At 63.3% G+C, this 18,813-nt stretch carries 13 protein-coding genes; 9 read left to right on the top strand and 4 right to left on the bottom strand.

Annotated elements, in window-relative coordinates:
* The first annotated feature begins 12 nt into the window (after positions 1–12).
* The 4 genes from ACK1U9_RS04790 to ACK1U9_RS04805 all read left to right on the top strand — a co-directional run bounded on the left by ACK1U9_RS04790 (position 13) and on the right by ACK1U9_RS04805 (position 7,592).
* A complete protein-coding gene (locus ACK1U9_RS04790; protein WP_039614707.1) occupies positions 13–3,192 on the top strand; it encodes an efflux RND transporter permease subunit in 3,180 nt (1,059 codons plus the stop codon).
* Positions 3,189–4,604, top strand: coding sequence for an efflux transporter outer membrane subunit (locus ACK1U9_RS04795; protein ID WP_449109730.1), 1,416 nt, complete (start codon positions 3,189–3,191; stop codon positions 4,602–4,604). The genes ACK1U9_RS04790 and ACK1U9_RS04795 overlap by 4 nt, the downstream gene beginning before the upstream one ends.
* Before the next feature lie 235 nt (positions 4,605–4,839).
* Positions 4,840–5,895: a tetratricopeptide repeat protein gene (locus ACK1U9_RS04800; RefSeq protein WP_046614313.1), complete on the top strand. Its 1,056-nt coding sequence runs from the start codon at positions 4,840–4,842 to the stop codon at positions 5,893–5,895.
* Between the two features lie 80 nt (positions 5,896–5,975).
* Entirely contained in the window at positions 5,976–7,592 is a 1,617-nt protein-coding gene (locus ACK1U9_RS04805) for a response regulator (protein ID WP_449109731.1), read from the top strand.
* 6 nt (positions 7,593–7,598) lie between these two features.
* Here ACK1U9_RS04805 and ACK1U9_RS04810 read toward each other — a convergent pair whose 3' ends face one another.
* Entirely contained in the window at positions 7,599–9,629 is a 2,031-nt protein-coding gene (locus tag ACK1U9_RS04810; protein WP_153670931.1) for a hybrid sensor histidine kinase/response regulator, read from the bottom strand.
* Between the two features lie 206 nt (positions 9,630–9,835).
* On the opposite strand from ACK1U9_RS04810, the gene ACK1U9_RS04815 reads away from it, so the two are divergent.
* Entirely contained in the window at positions 9,836–10,522 is a 687-nt protein-coding gene (locus tag ACK1U9_RS04815; protein WP_108481331.1) for a type 1 glutamine amidotransferase domain-containing protein, read from the top strand.
* Between the two features lie 219 nt (positions 10,523–10,741).
* Positions 10,742–11,434, top strand: coding sequence for a CSS-motif domain-containing protein (locus ACK1U9_RS04820; RefSeq protein ID WP_230384994.1), 693 nt, complete (start codon positions 10,742–10,744; stop codon positions 11,432–11,434).
* A 39-nt stretch (positions 11,435–11,473) separates the two neighbouring features.
* Here ACK1U9_RS04820 and hppD read toward each other — a convergent pair whose 3' ends face one another.
* On the bottom strand, positions 11,474–12,550 hold the full coding sequence (hppD, locus tag ACK1U9_RS04825) for a 4-hydroxyphenylpyruvate dioxygenase (protein ID WP_025339331.1): 1,077 nt from the start codon (positions 12,548–12,550) through the stop codon (positions 11,474–11,476).
* A gap of 299 nt (positions 12,551–12,849) precedes the next feature.
* Here hppD and ACK1U9_RS04830 point away from each other — a divergent pair, with 299 nt between their 5' ends.
* Both ACK1U9_RS04830 and rarD read left to right on the top strand, forming a co-directional pair.
* Complete coding sequence (locus ACK1U9_RS04830; protein ID WP_108481332.1) at positions 12,850–14,436, top strand: EAL domain-containing protein; 1,587 nt, start codon at positions 12,850–12,852, stop codon at positions 14,434–14,436.
* Between the two features lie 32 nt (positions 14,437–14,468).
* Entirely contained in the window at positions 14,469–15,356 is an 888-nt protein-coding gene (rarD, locus tag ACK1U9_RS04835; protein ID WP_046614319.1) for an EamA family transporter RarD, read from the top strand.
* On the opposite strand, the gene ACK1U9_RS04840 is transcribed toward rarD, so the two are convergent.
* Entirely contained in the window at positions 15,319–16,890 is a 1,572-nt protein-coding gene (locus ACK1U9_RS04840; protein ID WP_153670863.1) for a TerC family protein, read from the bottom strand. The two genes, rarD and ACK1U9_RS04840, sit on opposite strands and share 38 nt — an antisense overlap.
* A 282-nt stretch (positions 16,891–17,172) precedes the next feature.
* On the opposite strand from ACK1U9_RS04840, the gene ACK1U9_RS04845 reads away from it, so the two are divergent.
* A complete protein-coding gene (locus tag ACK1U9_RS04845) occupies positions 17,173–17,760 on the top strand; it encodes a LysE family translocator (RefSeq protein ID WP_135002916.1) in 588 nt (195 codons plus the stop codon).
* Positions 17,761–17,879: 119 nt separating this feature from the next.
* Here ACK1U9_RS04845 and ACK1U9_RS04850 read toward each other — a convergent pair whose 3' ends face one another.
* Positions 17,880–18,662: an AraC family transcriptional regulator gene (locus ACK1U9_RS04850; protein WP_085600824.1), complete on the bottom strand. Its 783-nt coding sequence runs from the start codon at positions 18,660–18,662 to the stop codon at positions 17,880–17,882.
* Positions 18,663–18,813 lie beyond the last annotated feature (151 nt).

Consider the following 18,813-nt stretch of genomic DNA (forward strand, 5'->3'; position numbering starts at 1 on the left):
GGGACCACACCGATGAACTTCTCGAAATTCTTCATTACCCGGCCAATCTTCGCCGCGGTGCTGTCGCTGGTGCTGCTGATCGCGGGTTCCATCTCGCTGTTCCAGCTGCCGATCAGCGAATACCCCGAAGTGGTGCCGCCCACCGTGGTGGTGCGCGCCAACTTCCCCGGCGCCAACCCCAAGGTCATCGGCGAAACCGTCGCCGCGCCACTGGAGCAGGCGATTACCGGCGTGGAGAACATGCTGTACATGTCTTCCCAGTCCACCGCTGACGGCAAGCTGACGCTGACCATCACCTTCGCTCTGGGCACCGACCTGGACAACGCCCAGGTGCAGGTGCAGAACCGCGTCACCCGTACCCAGCCCAAGCTGCCCGAGGAAGTGACCCGCATTGGTATCACGGTCGACAAGGCCTCGCCCGACCTGACCATGGTCGTGCACCTGACCTCGCCGGACAACCGCTACGACATGCTCTACCTGTCCAACTACGCCATCCTCAACATCAAGGACGAGCTGGCGCGCCTGGGCGGCGTGGGCGATGTGCAGCTGTTCGGCATGGGCGACTACTCGCTGCGCGTGTGGCTGGACCCGAACAAGACCGCTTCGCGCAACCTCACCGCCAGTGATGTGGTGGCTGCAATCCGCGAGCAGAACCGCCAGGTGGCCGCCGGCCAGCTGGGCGCCCCACCCGCCCCCGGTTCGACCAGCTTCCAGCTGTCGATCAACACCCAGGGTCGCCTGGTCAATGAGGAAGAGTTCGAGAACATCATCATCCGCGCCGGTGCCGATGGCGAAATCACCCGCCTGAAGGACATCGCCCGGGTCGAACTCGGCTCCAGCCAGTACGCCCTGCGTTCGCTGCTGAACAACCAGCCGGCGGTGGCCATCCCGATCTTCCAGCGCCCAGGCTCCAACGCCATCGAGATCTCCGACGAAGTGCGGGCGAAGATGGCCGAGCTGAAGAAGGACTTCCCCGAGGGCATGGACTACAGCATCGTCTATGACCCGACCGTGTTCGTTCGCGGCTCCATCGAGGCCGTGGTGCATACCCTTTTCGAAGCGCTGGTGCTGGTGGTGCTGGTCGTCATCCTGTTCCTGCAGACCTGGCGTGCCTCGATCATCCCGCTGATGGCCGTGCCGGTATCGCTGATCGGTACCTTCGCCGTGATGCACCTGTTCGGCTTCTCGCTCAACGCGCTGTCATTGTTCGGCCTGGTCCTGGCCATCGGTATCGTGGTGGACGATGCCATCGTCGTGGTGGAGAACGTCGAGCGCAACATCGGCCTGGGCCTGAAACCGCTGGAAGCCACGCAAAAGGCCATGGGCGAAGTGACCGGCCCGATCATCGCCACCGCCCTGGTGCTGTGCGCGGTGTTCGTACCTGCTGCGTTCATTTCCGGCCTCACCGGGCAGTTCTACAAGCAGTTCGCCCTGACCATCGCGATCTCGACCGTGATCTCGGCGTTCAACTCGCTGACCCTGTCGCCGGCCCTGGCTGCCGTGCTGCTGAAGGACCACCATGCGCCCAAGGACCGTTTCTCGCGGTTCCTGGAAAAACTGTTGGGCAGCTGGCTGTTCGCCCCGTTCAACCGCTTCTTCGACCGCGCTTCCAGCCGCTACGTCGGCGGCGTGCGTCGGGTCATCCGCTCCAGCGGCATCGCCCTGTTCGTCTATGCCGGCCTGATGGGCCTGACCTACCTCGGCTTCTCGTCCACCCCGACCGGTTTCGTGCCGGCCCAGGACAAGCAGTACCTGGTGGCGTTCGCCCAGTTGCCTGACGCGGCCAGCCTCGATCGCACCGAAGCGGTGATCAAGCGCATGAGCGAAATCGCCCTGAAGCAGCCTGGCGTGGCCGACTCGGTAGCCTTCCCAGGCCTGTCGATCAACGGTTTCACCAACAGCCCGAACAGCGGCATCGTGTTCACCCCGCTCAAGCCGTTCGACGAGCGCAAGGACCCGAGCCAGTCGGCGGCGGCCATCGCGGCTGCGCTGAATGCCCAGTTCGCCGACATCCAGGACGCCTACATCGCGATCTTCCCGCCACCGCCGGTACAAGGCCTGGGCACCATCGGCGGCTTCCGTCTGCAGATCGAAGACCGTGGCAACCTGGGCTACGAGGCGCTGTACAAGGAAACCCAGAACATCATCGCCAAGAGCCACAACGTGCCGGAACTGGCGGGCCTGTTCACCAGCTACCAGGTCAACGTGCCGCAGGTCGATGCCGCCATCGACCGGGAAAAGGCCAAGACCCACGGCGTGGCGATCACCGACATCTTCGACACCCTGCAGGTCTACCTGGGCTCGCTGTACACCAACGACTTCAACCGCTTTGGCCGTACCTATCAGGTCAACGTCCAGGCCGAGCAGCAGTTCCGCCTCGATGCCGAGCAGATCGGCCAGCTGAAAGTGCGCAACAACCTCGGCGAGATGATCCCGCTGGCGACCTTCCTCAAGGTCAGCGACACCTCCGGGCCTGACCGGGTGATGCACTACAACGGTTTCATCACCGCCGAGATCAACGGCGCCGCGGCACCGGGCTACAGCTCCGGCCAGGCTGAAGCTGCCATCGAGAAGCTGCTGAAGGAGGAACTGCCCAACGGCATGACCTTCGAGTGGACCGACCTGACCTACCAGCAGATCCTTTCGGGCAATACCGCGCTGTTCGTGTTCCCGCTGTGCGTGCTGCTGGCCTTCCTGGTGCTTGCCGCCCAGTACGAAAGCTGGAGCCTGCCGCTGGCAGTGATCCTGATCGTGCCGATGACCCTGTTGTCGGCCATCACCGGGGTGATCGTGTCGGGGGGTGACAACAACATCTTCACCCAGATCGGCCTGATCGTACTGGTGGGCCTGGCGTGCAAGAACGCGATCCTGATCGTCGAGTTCGCCAAGGACGAACAGGCCAAGGGGCTCGACCCGCTGGCTGCGGTACTGGAAGCCTGCCGCCTGCGCCTGCGGCCGATCCTGATGACCTCGATCGCCTTCATCATGGGTGTGGTTCCACTGGTGTTCAGCTCCGGTGCAGGTTCTGAAATGCGCCATGCCATGGGTGTGGCGGTGTTCTCGGGAATGATCGGGGTTACCGTGTTCGGCCTGTTCCTGACCCCGGTGTTCTTCTTCCTGATTCGCCGTTTCGTCGAGCGTCGCCAGGCCCGCAAGGCCGAACGCGCCCAATCGCTGGAGAGCCATGCATGAACCTGCTCAAACCCTTGACCCCGAGCTTGCTGGCGCTCGCCCTGGCGGCCTGTGCAGTAGGCCCGGACTACCAGGCACCGGCCACCGAGCCCGCGCAGCTGGCCAGCGACATACAGGCCAAGGCCTACGACCGTAGCCGTTTCGAAAGCCTGTGGTGGAGGCAGTTCGACGACCCGGTACTGAACCAGCTGGTACAGGCTTCGCTGGACGGCAACCGTGACCTGCGCGTGGCCTTCGCCCGCCTGAAGTCAGCCCGTTCGATCCGTGAGGACGCCGAGAACGATCAGTTCCCGGTGGTCACCAGCCGCGCCAGCAGCGACATTGGCAAGGGCCAGGTCCCCGGCCAGACCACGCAACGGGTGAACAGCGAGCGCTACGACCTGGGCCTGGACATGGCCTGGGAGCTTGACCTGTTCGGCCGCATCCAACGCCAGATCGAAGCCAGCGAAGCCCAGGAAGCGGTAGCCGCGGCCGACCTTCAGCAGCTGCAGGTCAGCCTGATCGCCGAGCTGGTCGATGCCTACGGCCAGCTGCGCGGCGCGCAATTACGCGAGAAGATCGCCCTGGCCAACCTCAAGACCCAGCAGGAATCGCGCGCCATCACTGAAACCCTGCGCGATGCCGGCGTGGGCAACGATCTTGACGTGGTGCGCGCCGACGCGCGCCTGGCCGGGGTCGAAGCCACCGTGCCGCAGTTGCAGGCGGAACAGGCGCGGGCCCGGCATCGCATCGCCACCCTGCTCGGCCAGCGCCCCGAGGCGCTCAGCGTCGACCTGTCGCCCAAGGCCCTGCCGGCCATCGCCAAGGCGCTACCGGTGGGTGACCCGGGAGAACTGCTGCGCCGCCGCCCGGATATCCGCAGCGCCGAACGCCAGCTGGCGGCTGCCACCGCCAACGTCGGCGTGGCCACGGCCGACCTGTTCCCGCGTGTCAGCCTCAGCGGCTTCCTCGGCTTTACCGCAGCCCGAGGCTCGCAGATCGGCTCCTCGGCAGCCAATGCCTGGGCGCTGGGCCCGAGCATCACCTGGGCCGCCTTCGACCTGGGCAGCGTGCGCGCCCGCCTGCGCGGTGCCAAGGCCGATGCCGAAGGGGCACTGGCCAACTATGAACAGCAGGTGTTGCTGGCCCTGGAAGAATCGGCCAACGCCTTCAGCGACTACGACAAGACCCAGCAGCGGCTGTTGTCGCTGATGCGCCAGAGCGATGCCAGCCGCAAGGCGGCGGAACTGGCCTCGATTCGTTATCGCGAGGGTACGGTGGACTACCTGGTGCTGCTCGATGCCGAGCGTGAGCGGCTGAGCGCAGAAGATGCGCAGGCCCAGGGCGAGGTCGAGCTGTACCGCGGCATCGTCTCCATCTACAAGGCCCTGGGCGGCGGCTGGCAACCGGAGACTGTAGCCAGCGCGCGCTGATACACCCGTTTCAACGGCTCCTTTGGTTGGTTCCTCCCCCAACCGTTTGCCCCGCAGGCCTTGGTTTGCGGGGCTTTTTTATGTTTTTTTGGGGGTGTTCGCCACGACATCATCGTTGTCGTTGAGATCGAGCGCCGCCGCATAACCCGAGACAAGCACCTGTCAGCCCTCACTCGGTTGCAATTACCCCCCGGCTAGCCCAAGCTCTGCCCTTCCCGCCGCCACGGATCGTCCGATGCCCAGACGCAACCGCTACCTGATCGCCCTGCTGCTGTTGATCCTGGTATCGGCCCTGTTCGGCTACCTGTGGCGCGACACTCCGCCAGCCCCGCCAACCCTGCCTGCGCACAGCTACGCCAAGGCCCTGCGCCAGGCGCATGACGGCCAACCCGGCGCCGCACGGGTGCTGTACCAACAATTGCAGCGCACCGACCTGCCACCCATCCGCCGGGCGGCCTTGTATGCCGAACTGCCCAACTACCCTTCGCCCCAGGCATTGAAACTCGCTCGCCAGGACCTGGAACATGCCGACCCGCTGGTGCGCCGTGCAGCCATTGCCGGCATCCGCCGCCTGCTGCCGGCGGCGCAGCGCAGCCTGGTACTCGGCCCGCTGCTGGATGACGACGAGCAAAGCGTGCGCTTTGCTGCGGTCGATGCCCTGCTCGGCCTTGCCCCGGATGACATCGGCCTGTATTTCGGCCCGCTGCAGGTCGCCCTGGAGCAATACCAGCAGGCCCTGGAGCAACAACCCGAAGACGCCGACGCCCAGGTCCACCTGGCACGCCTGTACCTGCACGAAAACGACTACACCCTGGCCGCCACCGCCCTGCAACGAGCCCTGACGGTAGCGCCAGGCAACCTCGACGCACTGGCCACCCAGGTACGCCTGCTGGAACGCCAGGGCCATCACGACGCCTCGCGCCAGGTACTGGGCAAAGCCCTGGCGCTGAGCCCCGACTCGGCCTTTCTGCAGTACGAGCTGGGGCTCTGGTTGAACCGCCACGAGCAGCGCGAATACGCCTTGCTGGCCTTGTCCCGCGCCGTCGAACTGGACCCGGACAACGCCGACTACCGCTATACACTGGCGGTCACCCTGCATGAGCTGGAACAACTCGACGCCGCGCAAAAGCAACTGGAAACCGTGCTCAGCCGCCAGCCTGCCAATCGCCGGGCACGGGTGTTGCTGATCCAGTACTGGAAGGAGTCCGGCCAGTTGCAGAATGTGCAAGTGCTGCTGGCCGAGCTGGAGCGGCAGAACCCGGACGACCCGGTGCTGCAACAGGGGCTGTAGGCAACGTCCGAAAATTTGTTGAACCCCTGGGGCTGTGCCTTGGTCCAGTGGATATCAGACCACCCTGCAGGAGAGTCGTTTTGGCCAGGTCGTTGGCGCTGGACGAACGTGCATTGATCCTGGCGCCCCCGCCAATAGCCGCAGATACTGCTCGCCTGCTCGCTTCAGCAGGCATCGACAGCCTCTGCGCGGTCGATCTGGCCAACCTGCGGAGCTGCCTGGCCCAAGGCGCGGGCCTGGCGATCATTGCCGAACAAGTGTTCAAGCACGGCCCAAGCGCGTTGCTGCAGGCATTCATCGACCAACAACCGTGCTGGTCGGACCTGCCCATCGTGCTGCTCGGTCAAGGGAGCCAAACGACCATGGGTTCGGCCAACTACCCGGTGGGCAACCTGATAATGCTGGCCGCACCGTTCGAAAACGCCCAGCTGCTGCAGACGACCCAATCCGCCCTGCGCAACCGGCGCCGCCAGTACCTGGCACGCAACCAGCTTCTGGACCTGCAGCAACGTCTTGACGCCCAGGCCGCAACTCCCGGCGAAGACCAGCAGCGCAGCGAGTTCGCACGCAACCAGACGCGCAAGATGGAGGCCATCGGCCAACTGGCCGGGGGCGTCGCCCATGACTTCAACAACCTGCTCACCAGCATCGGCGGCAGCTTTGAGCTGATCGACCGGCGCTTGCGCCAGGGCCGCAGCGATGGCCTGGACAACGTGCTGCGCATGGGCCGCGAGGCGGTGTCACGCGCCGCCCGCCTGACTCACCGCCTGCTGGCCTTCTCTTCCCGGCAATCGCTGCACAGCCAGCAGGTCGACCTGCACAACCTGCTTCAGGCAAAGCGCCTGAAGGCTTGCATGACCCCGGCCGTTACCCTGCACGTGCAAATCGCCAAGGGCCTGTGGTCGGTCGAAGCCGATGACCAGCAATTGCAGGAAGCCCTCGGCAACCTGCTGCTCAACGCCTGCGAAGCCATGCCCAATGGCGGCCAGCTGCGCATCGAGGCAAGTAACCAGCACATCGGCGCCGGGCAGTTCGCCGGCGGTGCCCTGTGCGCCGGCGACTATGTACGCCTGCGAATCGTCGATGACGGCCAGGGCATGGCGCAAAGCACGCTGGAGCATGCCTTCGAGCCGTTCTTCAGCACCAAGGCGATCGGCCAGGGCATCGGCCTGGGCCTTTCCATGGTGTACGGTTTCAGCAAGCAATCCCACGGCCATGTCACCCTGCACAGCCAGATTGGCCAAGGGACCCGGGTAGACCTGTACCTGCCACGCCATGTCGACCAGGGCCTGGCGCCGGACAAACCCGTGCAGCCCGTGCGAGGCTACCAGGGCCATCACGTGCTGGTGGTCGAGGACGACCCGCATGTGCGCCAATTGCTGTGCCAGGCGCTGCGCGAGGATGGCTTTGCCTGCCACAGTGCTGCAGACGCCAATGAGGGCCTGAAGGTACTGCGTTCGACACAGCCGGTGGACCTACTGGTCAGCGATGTCGGCTTGCCCGGCATGAATGGCCGCCAGCTTGCCGAGATTGCACGCAACCTGCGCCCACGTTTGCCAGTGCTGTTCATCACCGGCTACGCGGAAACGGCCATGGCCCGCGAGGGGTTCCTGGAGGCGGGAATGCACCTGATCTGCAAGCCCTTCGAGCTGAAGCAACTGCAGGCCCAGGTGACCCAGATACTGGGCAAGCCCTGAACCACATCACTCCTTGAGCATGCGTAGCGCCTCATCCACCAAGTCCGCCAGCGGGAACGGCTTGTTCATCAATGCGGTGCCCGGCTGCTCGAGCAACTGCGCTTCGATCGGCTGACCGGCATAGCCGGTGATGAACAGGATCTTCTGCAACGGCAGCTGCATGCGCATGGCCTTGGCCACCTGGCGGCCGCTGAAACCGCCTGGCAAGCCGATGTCGGTGATTACCAGGTCGAACGGACCGTCATGGCGGAAGCGTTCCAGCGCACTATTGGCGTCGCCCACATCAATGACCTCGAAACCACGCTCGGTCAGGTACTCGCGCATCACCGCACGCAAACCGAGTTCGTCATCGACCAGCAACAGGCGCTGTCCCACGGCCATGCGCTGGGAGCGCTGTACCAGCGCGGGCGCCTCGGGTACCGGGTCATGACACCTTGGGAAAAGCATGCAGACCTTGGTGCCCTGGCTCGGCTCCGACTCGATCCAGGCGTAGCCCCCCGACTGGCCGACAAACCCATATACCATCGACAAGCCAAGCCCTGAGCCGCGCCCGACCGGCTTGGTTGTGAAGAACGGTTCAAAGGCCCTGGCAATGTCCACCGCCGCCATGCCGTGGCCATCATCCTCCACTTGCAAGGCCACGTAGTCGCCCGGCGGCAGTCCGCCCTCATCCGGGAAACATGTCGTCAGCCGCTGGTTGACGCTGCGCAGCGTGACATTGCCGCGATCAAGGCACGCTTCACGGGCGTTCGTGCAAAGATTGATCAAGGCATTTTCAAGCTGGGAAACATCAAGGTTCACCGCCCACGGCGTGACATCCAGCTGCCAATGCAACCGCATCTCCGAGCCCAGCGTGCTGCGCAGCAGTGGTTCGCTCAATCGCAATTGCCGGTTGAGGTCCAACGGCCTGGGCGCCAAAGGTTGATGGCGGGAAAACGCCAGCAGGCGATGGGTCAGCTCCATGGCACGCTGCACCGAATCACGCGCCACCTCGACATAGGTCTCTACCCGCTCCAGCCGTCCTTCCTGCAGGCGCCGTTGCAGCAACTCCAGGCTGCCGCCGATGCCGGACAACAAGTTGTTCAGCTCGTGGCCCATGCCCCCGGCCAACTGGCCAACCACCTCCAAGCGCTCGTTGTTGCGCATCAGGGCTTCGGATTGACGCGCGGCCTCTTCACGTTCCTCGGTGATGTCGCGGCCAACGGCAGTCAGTTGGCTGCCATCGAACCGTGCGCTCCAGCGAAAACAGTGGTAATGGCCATCGCGGTGGCGCAGGCGCGTTTCTATCTGCTCGGCATTGTGGTATTGCAGGCACCCGGTAACGGCCACCTCAACCTCTGCACGATCCGCCGGATGCACCAGATCCAGTACCGGAATATCCCGTACCTCCTCCTCGGCCCAGCCCAGAATGCGGTACCAGGCAGGGTTGGCGGCCTGCACCTTCAACTCGGGCGAAACCGTCATCATTGCATCACGCGACAATTGCCAGAACTGCTCGCGCTCTACCAGGTGTCGCTCGACCTGCCGCTCGAAGCCTTGCACCTGCTCGCGCCAATGGCGGTGCGCCTCGACGCTGGCCGTGGTCTCGATCACCGCGTGCAGAAACCCTGCCACGCTGCCCAGTTCGTCGCGCAACGGTGTGTAGCCGAACGCACACCGCAACGGCTCCCCGCCTTCGCCACAGGCAATACGCAGTGGTAGGTCCTCGACAAAGCTCGAGCGCCCTTCGAGCGCCTTGAACACGCAGGGCCCCATCGTCGGCCATACATCGCTCCACAGCACATCGAAGGCCATGCCCAATGCATCCGGGGCAACCGGCCGCAACGCCAGGTAGCCTTCATTGTGGACCACACTGAGGTCTGGCCCCCAGACCACGGCACACGGGAACGGTGACAGGTGCATCATGTCGACTGCAATGCGCAACGAGGCCGACCAGCGCGGCAGCGGCCCTAGCGATGTACACCCCCAGTCGAACCGTGCAATACGTTCGCCCATGGTGTCGACCGGTGCCAGCACGGGCGCCTGCAGGATGACCATCGACGCAGGCTCGCGCAGCGTACCATTTTCGACCACTATCGTGACTCCAGCATGGTTCAAGTACGGGGGCCCCCGTAGATGTGATTCACGTTAGCACAACACACGCCACGCAATATGGCGTCCTGGCGTCTGAGAGCTATGCTCATTAGGTTTTCCCTCGGGCCAGGGAGCAACGGCCCATTCAGGTTGCCGACGGGAGCGTGGTCATGAGCAAGAAAATGCTGGTGGTGCTGACCAATACAGCCAAGTATCCGGCCCTCAAGCGGGCAACCGGCTTGTGGCTTGGGGAAGCGGTGCACTTTGTCGAAAAAGTCGAGAAAGCCGGCTATACGGTCGATTATGTCAGCCCGCTGGGCGGCTACGTACCCGTCGACCCGCATAGCCTGCAAATGGCTCCCGACCTGGACTGGCAGTGGTATGACGACAAGCGCTTCATGACCTGCCTGGGCAACACCTTGAGCCCTGGCCAGGTGAAGGTCGAAGAGTACCGCGTCATCTACTACACCGGCGGGCATGGAGTAATGTATGACTTCCCCGACAACCAGCCGCTGCAAGACCTGGCGCGCCGGGTCTACGAGAACAACGGCATAGTCGCAGCGGTCTGCCATGGCGTTGTCGGGCTGCTGAACATCAAGCTCAGCGACAACAGCCTGTTGCTCAAGGACCGTAAGGTGACCGGCTTCTCCAATATCGAGGAGAAGCTCGTCGAACTGGACAAGGTGGTCCCCTTCCTGACCGAAAACGAACTGGGCGCCCGCGGCGGTATCTACAGCAAGCATGATGACCCGTGGCAGCCGTTCGTGGTGGCCGATGATCGGCTGATCACCGGGCAGAACCCTGCCTCCACGGCCCTGCTGGCCGAAAAGGTGCTCGCCAGACTGAAGGGAGGCTGACAGCGAGGTTCTGCTTTTCTGTAAAACCGCAACCCTTTTGGCCTACAGCCGGAGTGTCATCAAGCACATAGGATCAGCGCTGACCTGTTCAACCCGAACAGCAAGGTTCAACGGAGCGGCGGTCCTATGGCAGCAATACCAAGTCTCGGCATCAACTGGCGGAAACTACTGTTTATAGTGTCCATCGGCTCAATACCGGTCCTATCCGGGTTATTGATGATGGACTATCAACTTGAAAGAAAACTCGAGGAGAATGCCAAGGTCTCCGTTCAGGAAGCGGTTTTCAGCATCGACCAGGCACTGGGCCGCATGGAGGCCGATCTGGACATGATCCTGCCCTTGGCAGGCAAGCCCTGTGACCAAGTGCTCGATACGCTGGAACAGAGAGTCGCCAACAGCCCGCATCTTCGCTCGTTGATACTCACCCGCGACCAACAGGCGTATTGCGCGACGGACATGGACCCTTTGCCATACATCTCGGCTTTTTCCCAGTCCGGACGGCAGACGGAGCTGGCATTCGACGCGCCATCGTCGCCTAACGCGGCGATCATCAAGATCCAAAGGCCGCACAACGATCCCGGAATAATCGCAACAGCGTACGGTCGGCAGTTGCGTGACGAACTGCGTGCTTTCCAGGACGGCCTGACATTACTTCTTGAATTCAACGACCTGTATATCTGGAGCGAGGGAGACAGCCGCGACGCACAACGCCCCTCCCAGGTCGAATTCACCGAGCGAACGATATCCCAGAAATATGGCTACGTGGTGATCGGCGGTTACCCCAAAGGGTACGCCGCCCAGGAGTTTCGCCTATCCCTGCATCAGGTACTGCCTTCGCTGGTACTGGTCGGGGTCGCCAGCATGTTCATCATGTACCTGGGCCTGACCATTTCGGCCAAGAAGAAAGATTGATACCGCCGCCATCGAATCGTGACGGCGGTAATTCGGGGATCAGTCGGTGCTCAGCACACCACGGCGTACCTGGTCACGCTCGATGGATTCGAACAGGGCCTTGAAGTTGCCCTCGCCAAAGCCATCATCCCCCTTGCGCTGGATGAACTCGAAGAACACCGGGCCGAGCAAGGTCTCGGAGAAAATCTGCAGCAGCAGGCGCTTGTCATCAGGCTGGGAGGCGCCATCAAGGAGAATGCCGCGCGCTTTCAGCTGGTCTACCGGCTCGCCGTGACCTGGCAGGCGCTCTTCGAGCATCTCGTAGTAGGTTTGCGGTGGTGCGGTCATGAAGCGCATGCCGAAGCCCTTGAGGGCGTCCCAGGTCTTGAGCAGGTCATCGGTCAGGAAGGCGACGTGCTGGATGCCTTCGCCGTTGAACTGCATCAGGAACTCTTCGATCTGCCCGGAGCCCTTGGACGATTCTTCGTTCAAAGGAATACGGATCATGCCATCCGGTGCGGTCATGGCACGCGAAGTCAGGCCGGTGTACTCACCCTTGATGTCGAAGTAGCGGATTTCACGGAAGTTGAACAGCTTCTCGTAGAAGCCGGCCCAGTACGACATGCGCCCGCGATAAACGTTGTGGGTGAGATGGTCGATGATCTTCAGGCCGGCACCGACCGGGTTGCGGTCCACACCCTCGATGAACTTGAAGTCGATGTCGTAGATCGAGCTGCCTTCCTCGAAACGGTCGATCAGGTACAGCGGCGCACCGCCGATGCCCTTGATCGCTGGCAGGCGCAGCTCCATCGGGCCGGTTTCGATTTCCACCGGCTGGGCGCCCAGTTCCAGGGCGCGGGCATAGGCCTCGTGGGCGTTACGCACGCGGAACGCCATGCCGCATACCGACGGGCCGTGTTCGGCGGCGAAGTACGAGGCGATGCTCTTGGGTTCGTTGTTCAGGATCAGGTTGATGTCACCCTGGCGATACAGGTGCACATCCTTGGACCGGTGGGTAGCCACCTTGGTGAAGCCCAGCATCTGGAATACCGGTTCGAGTACGCCAGGGGTCGGCGAAGCCAGTTCGATGAATTCGAAGCCCATCAGGCCCATTGGATTGTCGAAGATATCAGCCATGTTCGTGTCCTCATCTGCAGCGAAAAATTATTGATTGCGTAGGATGTGGCACGGAAACGGCGGTGAGCACGGGATACCCCGCACGCTGCGGGCGAGGAAGTCCCCTATTATCAGCTTGAACCCATGGTATGTCATATGGACCCATTCTCGGCGGGCTTGATCCTTCGGTATCGAAGGACCTTATTGTTGTATTCGTAAATCGATTCTACATTGCGTAAAATGGTTTGTCGCGCTTTAGTTGCTCACGGGTTCCGACAAGCGGCTATCCTCTCGTAATCCATTCTACAGATCAGGTCAGAATGCCCCTTACCGTCAAACGCCGCGCCGGCCTCGGCTGGCGCACCCTGTTGCCCTGGGTCGTCGGCGTGCTGCCGGTGGCGTGCGGCCTGCCCGTGATGAACTGGCAGATCGAGCGCGAAATGCAGGCCAGCAGCCAGGCCACCGCCCGCCAGGTGGTGGAGCACGTCGAGCGCATTCTCGACAACCTGTCCAGCGCTGCCAATGCCCTGCTGCCACTTGTCGACAGCCCGTGCGACGAGGCCCAGCTCATGCTGCGTGCCCAGGTCACGCGCAACGCCTTCGTGCGCTCGACCAACCTGTTCCGGCACAACGCCCTTTATTGCACCTCGCTGTTTGGTGCATTCGAGGAGCCGGTCAACCCTGGCGACTACATCGACGGCAAGCTGTGGCTGATGGACGGCAACTCGGTCACCCCAGGCCACCCGCTGCTGGTGTATCGGGCCAGCGACGGCGACCGCGGCGCGATCAGTACGGTGGATGGCGAACACCTGCTGACCGCGCTGCGCCTGATAGGCCCCGATGAAGTCCTGCAGATCCGCGTGGGTGATGCCTGGATGGGCAAGGATGGCATCGTGCAAAAGGGCGTGCCACCTGCGGCGGCCAGCGCAAATGTACTGCTGGGCTCGACCCGCTACCCGTTCAGCGTGCAGGGCGGCTATGGCGCCGACCAGCAGGGGCTGCTTTGGCGCAGCCATTACCCCGCCCTGTTTGGCTTGCTGCTGGTACTGGGCGTGGTGGCCGCCCTGGTGTGCCGCTGGCAGGTTCGTCGCGCCACCTCGCCGCGCGCCGAGCTGCAAAGGGCACTGGAAGCCGACGAGTTCCTGCCGTATTTCCAGCCGGTGGTGCGCAAGGGCGATTACCGCTGGGCCGGCGCCGAAGTGCTGATGCGCTGGAACCACCCGCGCGAAGGCCTGGTACGCCCTGACCTGTTCATCCCCTATGCCGAACACAGTGGGCAGATCGTCGCCATGACCCGTGCGCTGATGATGCACACCGCGCAGAACCTGGCACCCTATGCCGGGCTGCTGGAGGACGGTTTCCATATCGGCATCAACATCACTGCCGACCACTGCCGCGACTTCAGCCTGCTGGACGACTGCCGCACCTTCCTCCAGCACTTCCCGCCAGGCCGGGTGGTGCTCACCCTGGAGCTGACCGAGCGCAAGCTGATCGAGGCCACACCGGTAGCCCTGGAACTGTTCGAGAAGCTCAACGCCATGGGTGTGAAAATCGCCCTGGACGATTTCGGCACCGGTCAGTCAAGCCTCAACTACCTGCGCCAGTTCAAGGTCGACTACCTGAAGATCGACCAGAGCTTCGTTGCCATGATCGGTGCCGACGCGCTGTCGGTACACATCCTCGAGACCATCATAGAGCTGTCGGCCAAGCTGGGCCTTGGCATCGTTGCCGAAGGCGTGGAAACCGAAGCACAGCGCGATTACCTGGCCCGTCACGAGGTGGACTTCCAGCAGGGTTACCTGTTCGCCAGGCCGATGCCGGCTGCGCAGTTCCTCGAGGCACTGGCGGCACGCCCGGCTGCGTCGCGGTTGCCGCAAGCCTCGCCCCCTGAGATCATGCGCGGCTGATTCACCCGCTCAATTCCCTATCCGAGGCATTCGTGTCAAAAGGCATTCTTTCGTCGGTCATGGCGTCCTGTCTGTTCGCCGTGATGTACTTCTACACCTCTTTGCTCACGCCGCTCGATGGCGAAGAGATCTTTGGCTGGCGCACCCTGTTGACGCTGCCCTGCCTGACCCTGTTCATGCTTGTCTCGAAAGACTGGAAGCGGGTGGGCGAACTGCTCGCCCGGGTAAAACGCACGCCGCTGCTGTTGCTGGGCATGGTCGGCACATCGTGGCTGATGGGCGTGCAGCTGTGGCTGTTCCTCTGGGCCCCCCTGCACGGGCGCAGCCTGGAAGTGTCGATGGGCTACTTCCTGCTGCCGCTGGCCATGGTCCTGACCGGGCGGCTGGTGTATGGCGAGCGCCTGTCACGCCTGCAGAAGGTGGCCGTGGCCTGCGCCGCGCTGGGTGTGGGCCACGAGCTGTACCAGCATGGCAGTTTCGCCTGGGAAACCCTGGTGGTGACGATCGGTTACCCGATCTACTTCGTGTTGCGCAAGCGCTGCCGCACCGACCATCTGGGTGGCCTGTGGTGCGACATGTGCCTGCTGTTGCCCTGGGCGTTGTACTTCGTGATCCAGGGCCCGCTTTCCCCTGCCGACCTGCAGGCACACCCCGGGCTGTATGCGTTGATCCCGATCCTCGGGGCGATCAGCGCCTCGGCCCTGATCGCCTACGTGCTGGCCAGCCGCCTGCTGCCGTTCAGCCTGTTCGGCCTGCTCAGCTACGTCGAACCGGTGCTGCTGGTGGGCGTGGCGCTGCTGCTGGGCGAAACCATCGGCCCGGATCAGTGGTTGACCTACCTGCCGATCTGGGCCGCGGTGCTGGTGCTGGTGATCGAGGGCTTCAAGCACCTGCTGCGTCAACGTCGCCGCTCGGTGTAAGCCGAACCTGGCGCACCCGCCGCTCCTCGACTGCCTCCACTGTCAGCGTCCAGCCATTCCAGGCCAGGCGGTCGCCAACCATCGGCAGGCGGTCGAGCAGGCTCATAACCAGGCCCGCGAGGGTCTGGTAGTCTTCGGTGGCGCGGGCGCTGAAGCCGGTACGCGCCTGCACCTGGCTCAGGTTCAACGCGCCACTGACCACAAAGCCTTCACCTTCCTGGACGATGCCCGGGCCCTCGACCTCGCTGGCATCGGGCAGCTCGCCGGCAATCGACTCGAGGATATCGGTCATGGTCAGCAGGCCGGTGAAATCACCGAACTCATTGACAACGAAGGCGATGTGCGTCGATTGGCCTCGCATCTGCTCCAGGGCGTTGAGGATGCTGAAACTGTCCAGCAGGTTCAGCGGTACCCGGGCCATGCCTTCCAGATCGGGCTGGTTACCCGACAGCAGCTCCTTTAGCAGCTCCTTCTTGTGTACGAAGCCCAGCGGCTCGTCCACTCGGCCACCGCGAATCAGCGGCAGGCGCGAGTACGGCGAATTGGCCAGGGCCCGGGCAATGGCGTCGGCCGGTTGCGCCAGGTCGATCACATCGACCTCGGCGCGGGCGGTCATCACCGTGCGGATCGGCCGCTCGGCCAGGTTCAGCACGCCACTGATCATCACCCGTTCACGGCGGTCGAACAGCACCTGTTCCTCACCGCCTTCGACCAGGTCGGCGATTTCCTCGCCCACCTCGTCAGCCTCGACCCGGCGACCACCCAGCAGGCGCAGCACGGCATGCGCGGTACGCTCACGCAGCGGCCGGTGCTGCTGCAGGCTGCGCTTGCGGCGGGCACGGGCCAACTGGTTGAACAGCTCGATCAGGATCGAGAAGCCAATGGCCGCATACAGGTAGCCTTTGGGGATATGGAAGCCCAGGCCTTCGGCGGTGAGGCTGAAGCCGATCATCATCAGGAAGCCCAGGCACAGCATGATCACCGTGGGGTGGGCGTTGACGAAGCGGGTCAGCGGCTTGCTGGCAACGATCATGATGCCGATCGAGAAGACCACCGCGATCATCATCACCGACAAATGCTCGACCATGCCCACCGCGGTAATCACCGCGTCCAGCGAGAACACCGCATCGAGCACCACGATCTGCGCGACGATCGGCCAGAAGGCAGCATGGCGCACCGCGCCGCTGGCCTGGGTCACGTGGCCTTCCAGGCGTTCGTGCAGTTCCATGGTGGCCTTGAACAGCAGGAACACGCCACCGAACAGCATGATCAGGTCGCGGCCCGAGAAGCTCTTGTCGAACACCTCGAACAGCGGCGCGGTCAGGGTGACCATCCACGAGATGCTGGCCAACAGGCCCAGACGCATGATCAAGGCCAGGCTCAGGCCAATGACCCGCGCGCGGTCGCGCTGATGCGGCGGCAGCTTGTCGGCGAGGATGGCGATGAACACCAGGTTGTCGATACCCAGCACCAGCTCGAGGACGATAAGCGTCAACAGGCCCAGCCAGGCCGTGGGGTCGGCTAGCCATTCCATTAGCGGGTACTCACGAGGGCAGCGTCACGAAGACGGAAGAAGGAAGGCCTTGAAGGCCGGGGACTGGGGGGCTCCGCGAAGGTGCTCATATAGACCTTGATAGCAAATTGGGAAAATGATCCTACAAGCACAGCAGCTTTCCGTAATAGTGCAAAACTATTACAAAACCTGTAACAACCCTGCACAAAAATACGCTGGCCGGGCATGAGGTACTTTTCTTCAATACCGCAGGCTGTCGATGCCAGAGCATGGGGGCCACCCTCAACCAAACGGATCACTTTCATGAGCCTGTCCCTGTCCATGGCCGCTTTCGCACTGGCGGCCTCGATCTCCCCCGGCCCGGTCAACATCGTCGCGCTGGGCAGCGGTGCCCGCCATGGCCTGCGTGCCAGCCTGGCGCATGTGGCTGGCGCCACGCTGGGCTTCTGCCTGCTGCTGGTGCTGGTCGGGCTGGGTCTGCATCAGTTGTTGCTGCGCTGGCCTTTGCTGGGCCTGCTGTTGCACTGGGGCGGCGTGGCGTTCCTGCTGTACATGGCATGGAAGCTGGCCAGCGACGATGGGCAGCTGGGTAGTGCCCATCCAGCCCAGGCCCCCTCGGCCTGGCACGGCGCGGCGATGCAATGGCTCAACCCCAAGGCATGGCTGGCAGCGGTGGCCGGGGTTGGTGCCTACACCGGCGGCGAGCAGCAGTTGCTGTGGCTGTTTGCCTGGATATACGGGCCGATCTGTTTCATTTCGGTGGCCAGCTGGGCGTGGGCCGGAAGCGTGATTCGCCAGTACCTGGGCAACCCACGGCACATGCGTCTGCTGAATCGGAGCCTGGCGTTGCTGCTCGTGGGCAGTGCGGTTTATCTGGTCATTACAGGCTAGCTGCACCGGCCCTTTCGCGACACAAAGCAGTTCCCACAGGTACAGCGACAATCTCGAGAGCAACGCTGTACCTGTGAAAGCTGGCTTGCCGGTGACAGGGCCACAGCCAACATGGCAATTCAGCCGAATGCATTTCGGTAGTGCCCCGGTGTCGTCGCCAGGTGCCGCTTGAAGGCACGCTGCAGGTGCGCCTGGTCGGCAAACCCGGCCTCCTGCGCAACTTCGGCAATTGCCCGCCCCTGTCGCAGTTGCGCCCGGGCCAGTTGCACGCGCTGGTCGAGCAGGTAGCCATGCGGCGTCAGGCCGAAGCGTTGGCGGAACGCGCGAATCAGGTAGGAACGCGACAGCCCACAGGCCGCGCAGATGTCGTCCAGGCGCAGCGGGTCGCCACGATGGGCGCGTATGAACGCTGCTGCCATGTCCAACCGCGGGTTGCCCTCTTCATTCTTGCTGGCATTACCACCAAGCAAGCCCGGCAGTGCACCGAACAGCGCCGCCAGGCGGCCTTCCCGGTCTGGCACCCTGGCGTCGAACAGGTCGGCAAAGGCCTGCAACAGGCGCTGGTACAACGCCGGCGAGCCACTCCAGGCCTGGGCCGGCAAGGCGAACCCCTGCGCCTGCAACCAGGGTATATCGACGAACAACATCAGGTAGGACCAGGGTTCATCGTCGATGGGGTTGCAGGCATGCACCACACCTGGGTTCATCAGCACAGTGGTACCCGCCGCCACCTCGATACACCGGTCACCGTACAGGTAGGAACTGCGCCCACCCGTTATCACCCCGATGGAAAAGCTTTCGTGAGAATGCGCGGCGTAGCACACCTGGCGCCCATCCCCTACCCGCCGGGCTTCGACGAAGGGCAACGCCGGGTCGCGCCAGAACCGTGATACTTCAATCATCCCTCACCCCGCTCGCCGTTGCCATGCGCCTGGATACTACACATTTATCACGGTGTCAGCAGGCAACCCCAGGTCATCTATCCAACCCGCGTTATCCCATTACCACTTGGCCTTCGAGAAATAACGTTTGATGCCCCTCTTTGCATGAAAG

Source organism: Pseudomonas sp. XP1 (assembly GCF_053557675.1).

Coding starts and splice junctions, on each gene's coding strand:
- ACK1U9_RS04810 (WP_153670931.1), bottom strand. CDS start 9,629: ATGGTCATCCTGCAGGCGCCCGTGCTGGCACCGGTCGACACCATGGGC.
- ACK1U9_RS04800 (WP_046614313.1), top strand. CDS start 4,840: ATGCCCAGACGCAACCGCTACCTGATCGCCCTGCTGCTGTTGATCCTG.
- ACK1U9_RS04795 (WP_449109730.1), top strand. CDS start 3,189: ATGAACCTGCTCAAACCCTTGACCCCGAGCTTGCTGGCGCTCGCCCTG.
- ACK1U9_RS04840 (WP_153670863.1), bottom strand. CDS start 16,890: ATGGAATGGCTAGCCGACCCCACGGCCTGGCTGGGCCTGTTGACGCTT.
- ACK1U9_RS04850 (WP_085600824.1), bottom strand. CDS start 18,662: ATGATTGAAGTATCACGGTTCTGGCGCGACCCGGCGTTGCCCTTCGTC.
- ACK1U9_RS04830 (WP_108481332.1), top strand. CDS start 12,850: ATGCCCCTTACCGTCAAACGCCGCGCCGGCCTCGGCTGGCGCACCCTG.
- ACK1U9_RS04820 (WP_230384994.1), top strand. CDS start 10,742: ATGGACTATCAACTTGAAAGAAAACTCGAGGAGAATGCCAAGGTCTCC.
- hppD (WP_025339331.1), bottom strand. CDS start 12,550: ATGGCTGATATCTTCGACAATCCAATGGGCCTGATGGGCTTCGAATTC.
- ACK1U9_RS04815 (WP_108481331.1), top strand. CDS start 9,836: ATGAGCAAGAAAATGCTGGTGGTGCTGACCAATACAGCCAAGTATCCG.
- ACK1U9_RS04845 (WP_135002916.1), top strand. CDS start 17,173: ATGAGCCTGTCCCTGTCCATGGCCGCTTTCGCACTGGCGGCCTCGATC.
- ACK1U9_RS04790 (WP_039614707.1), top strand. CDS start 13: ATGAACTTCTCGAAATTCTTCATTACCCGGCCAATCTTCGCCGCGGTG.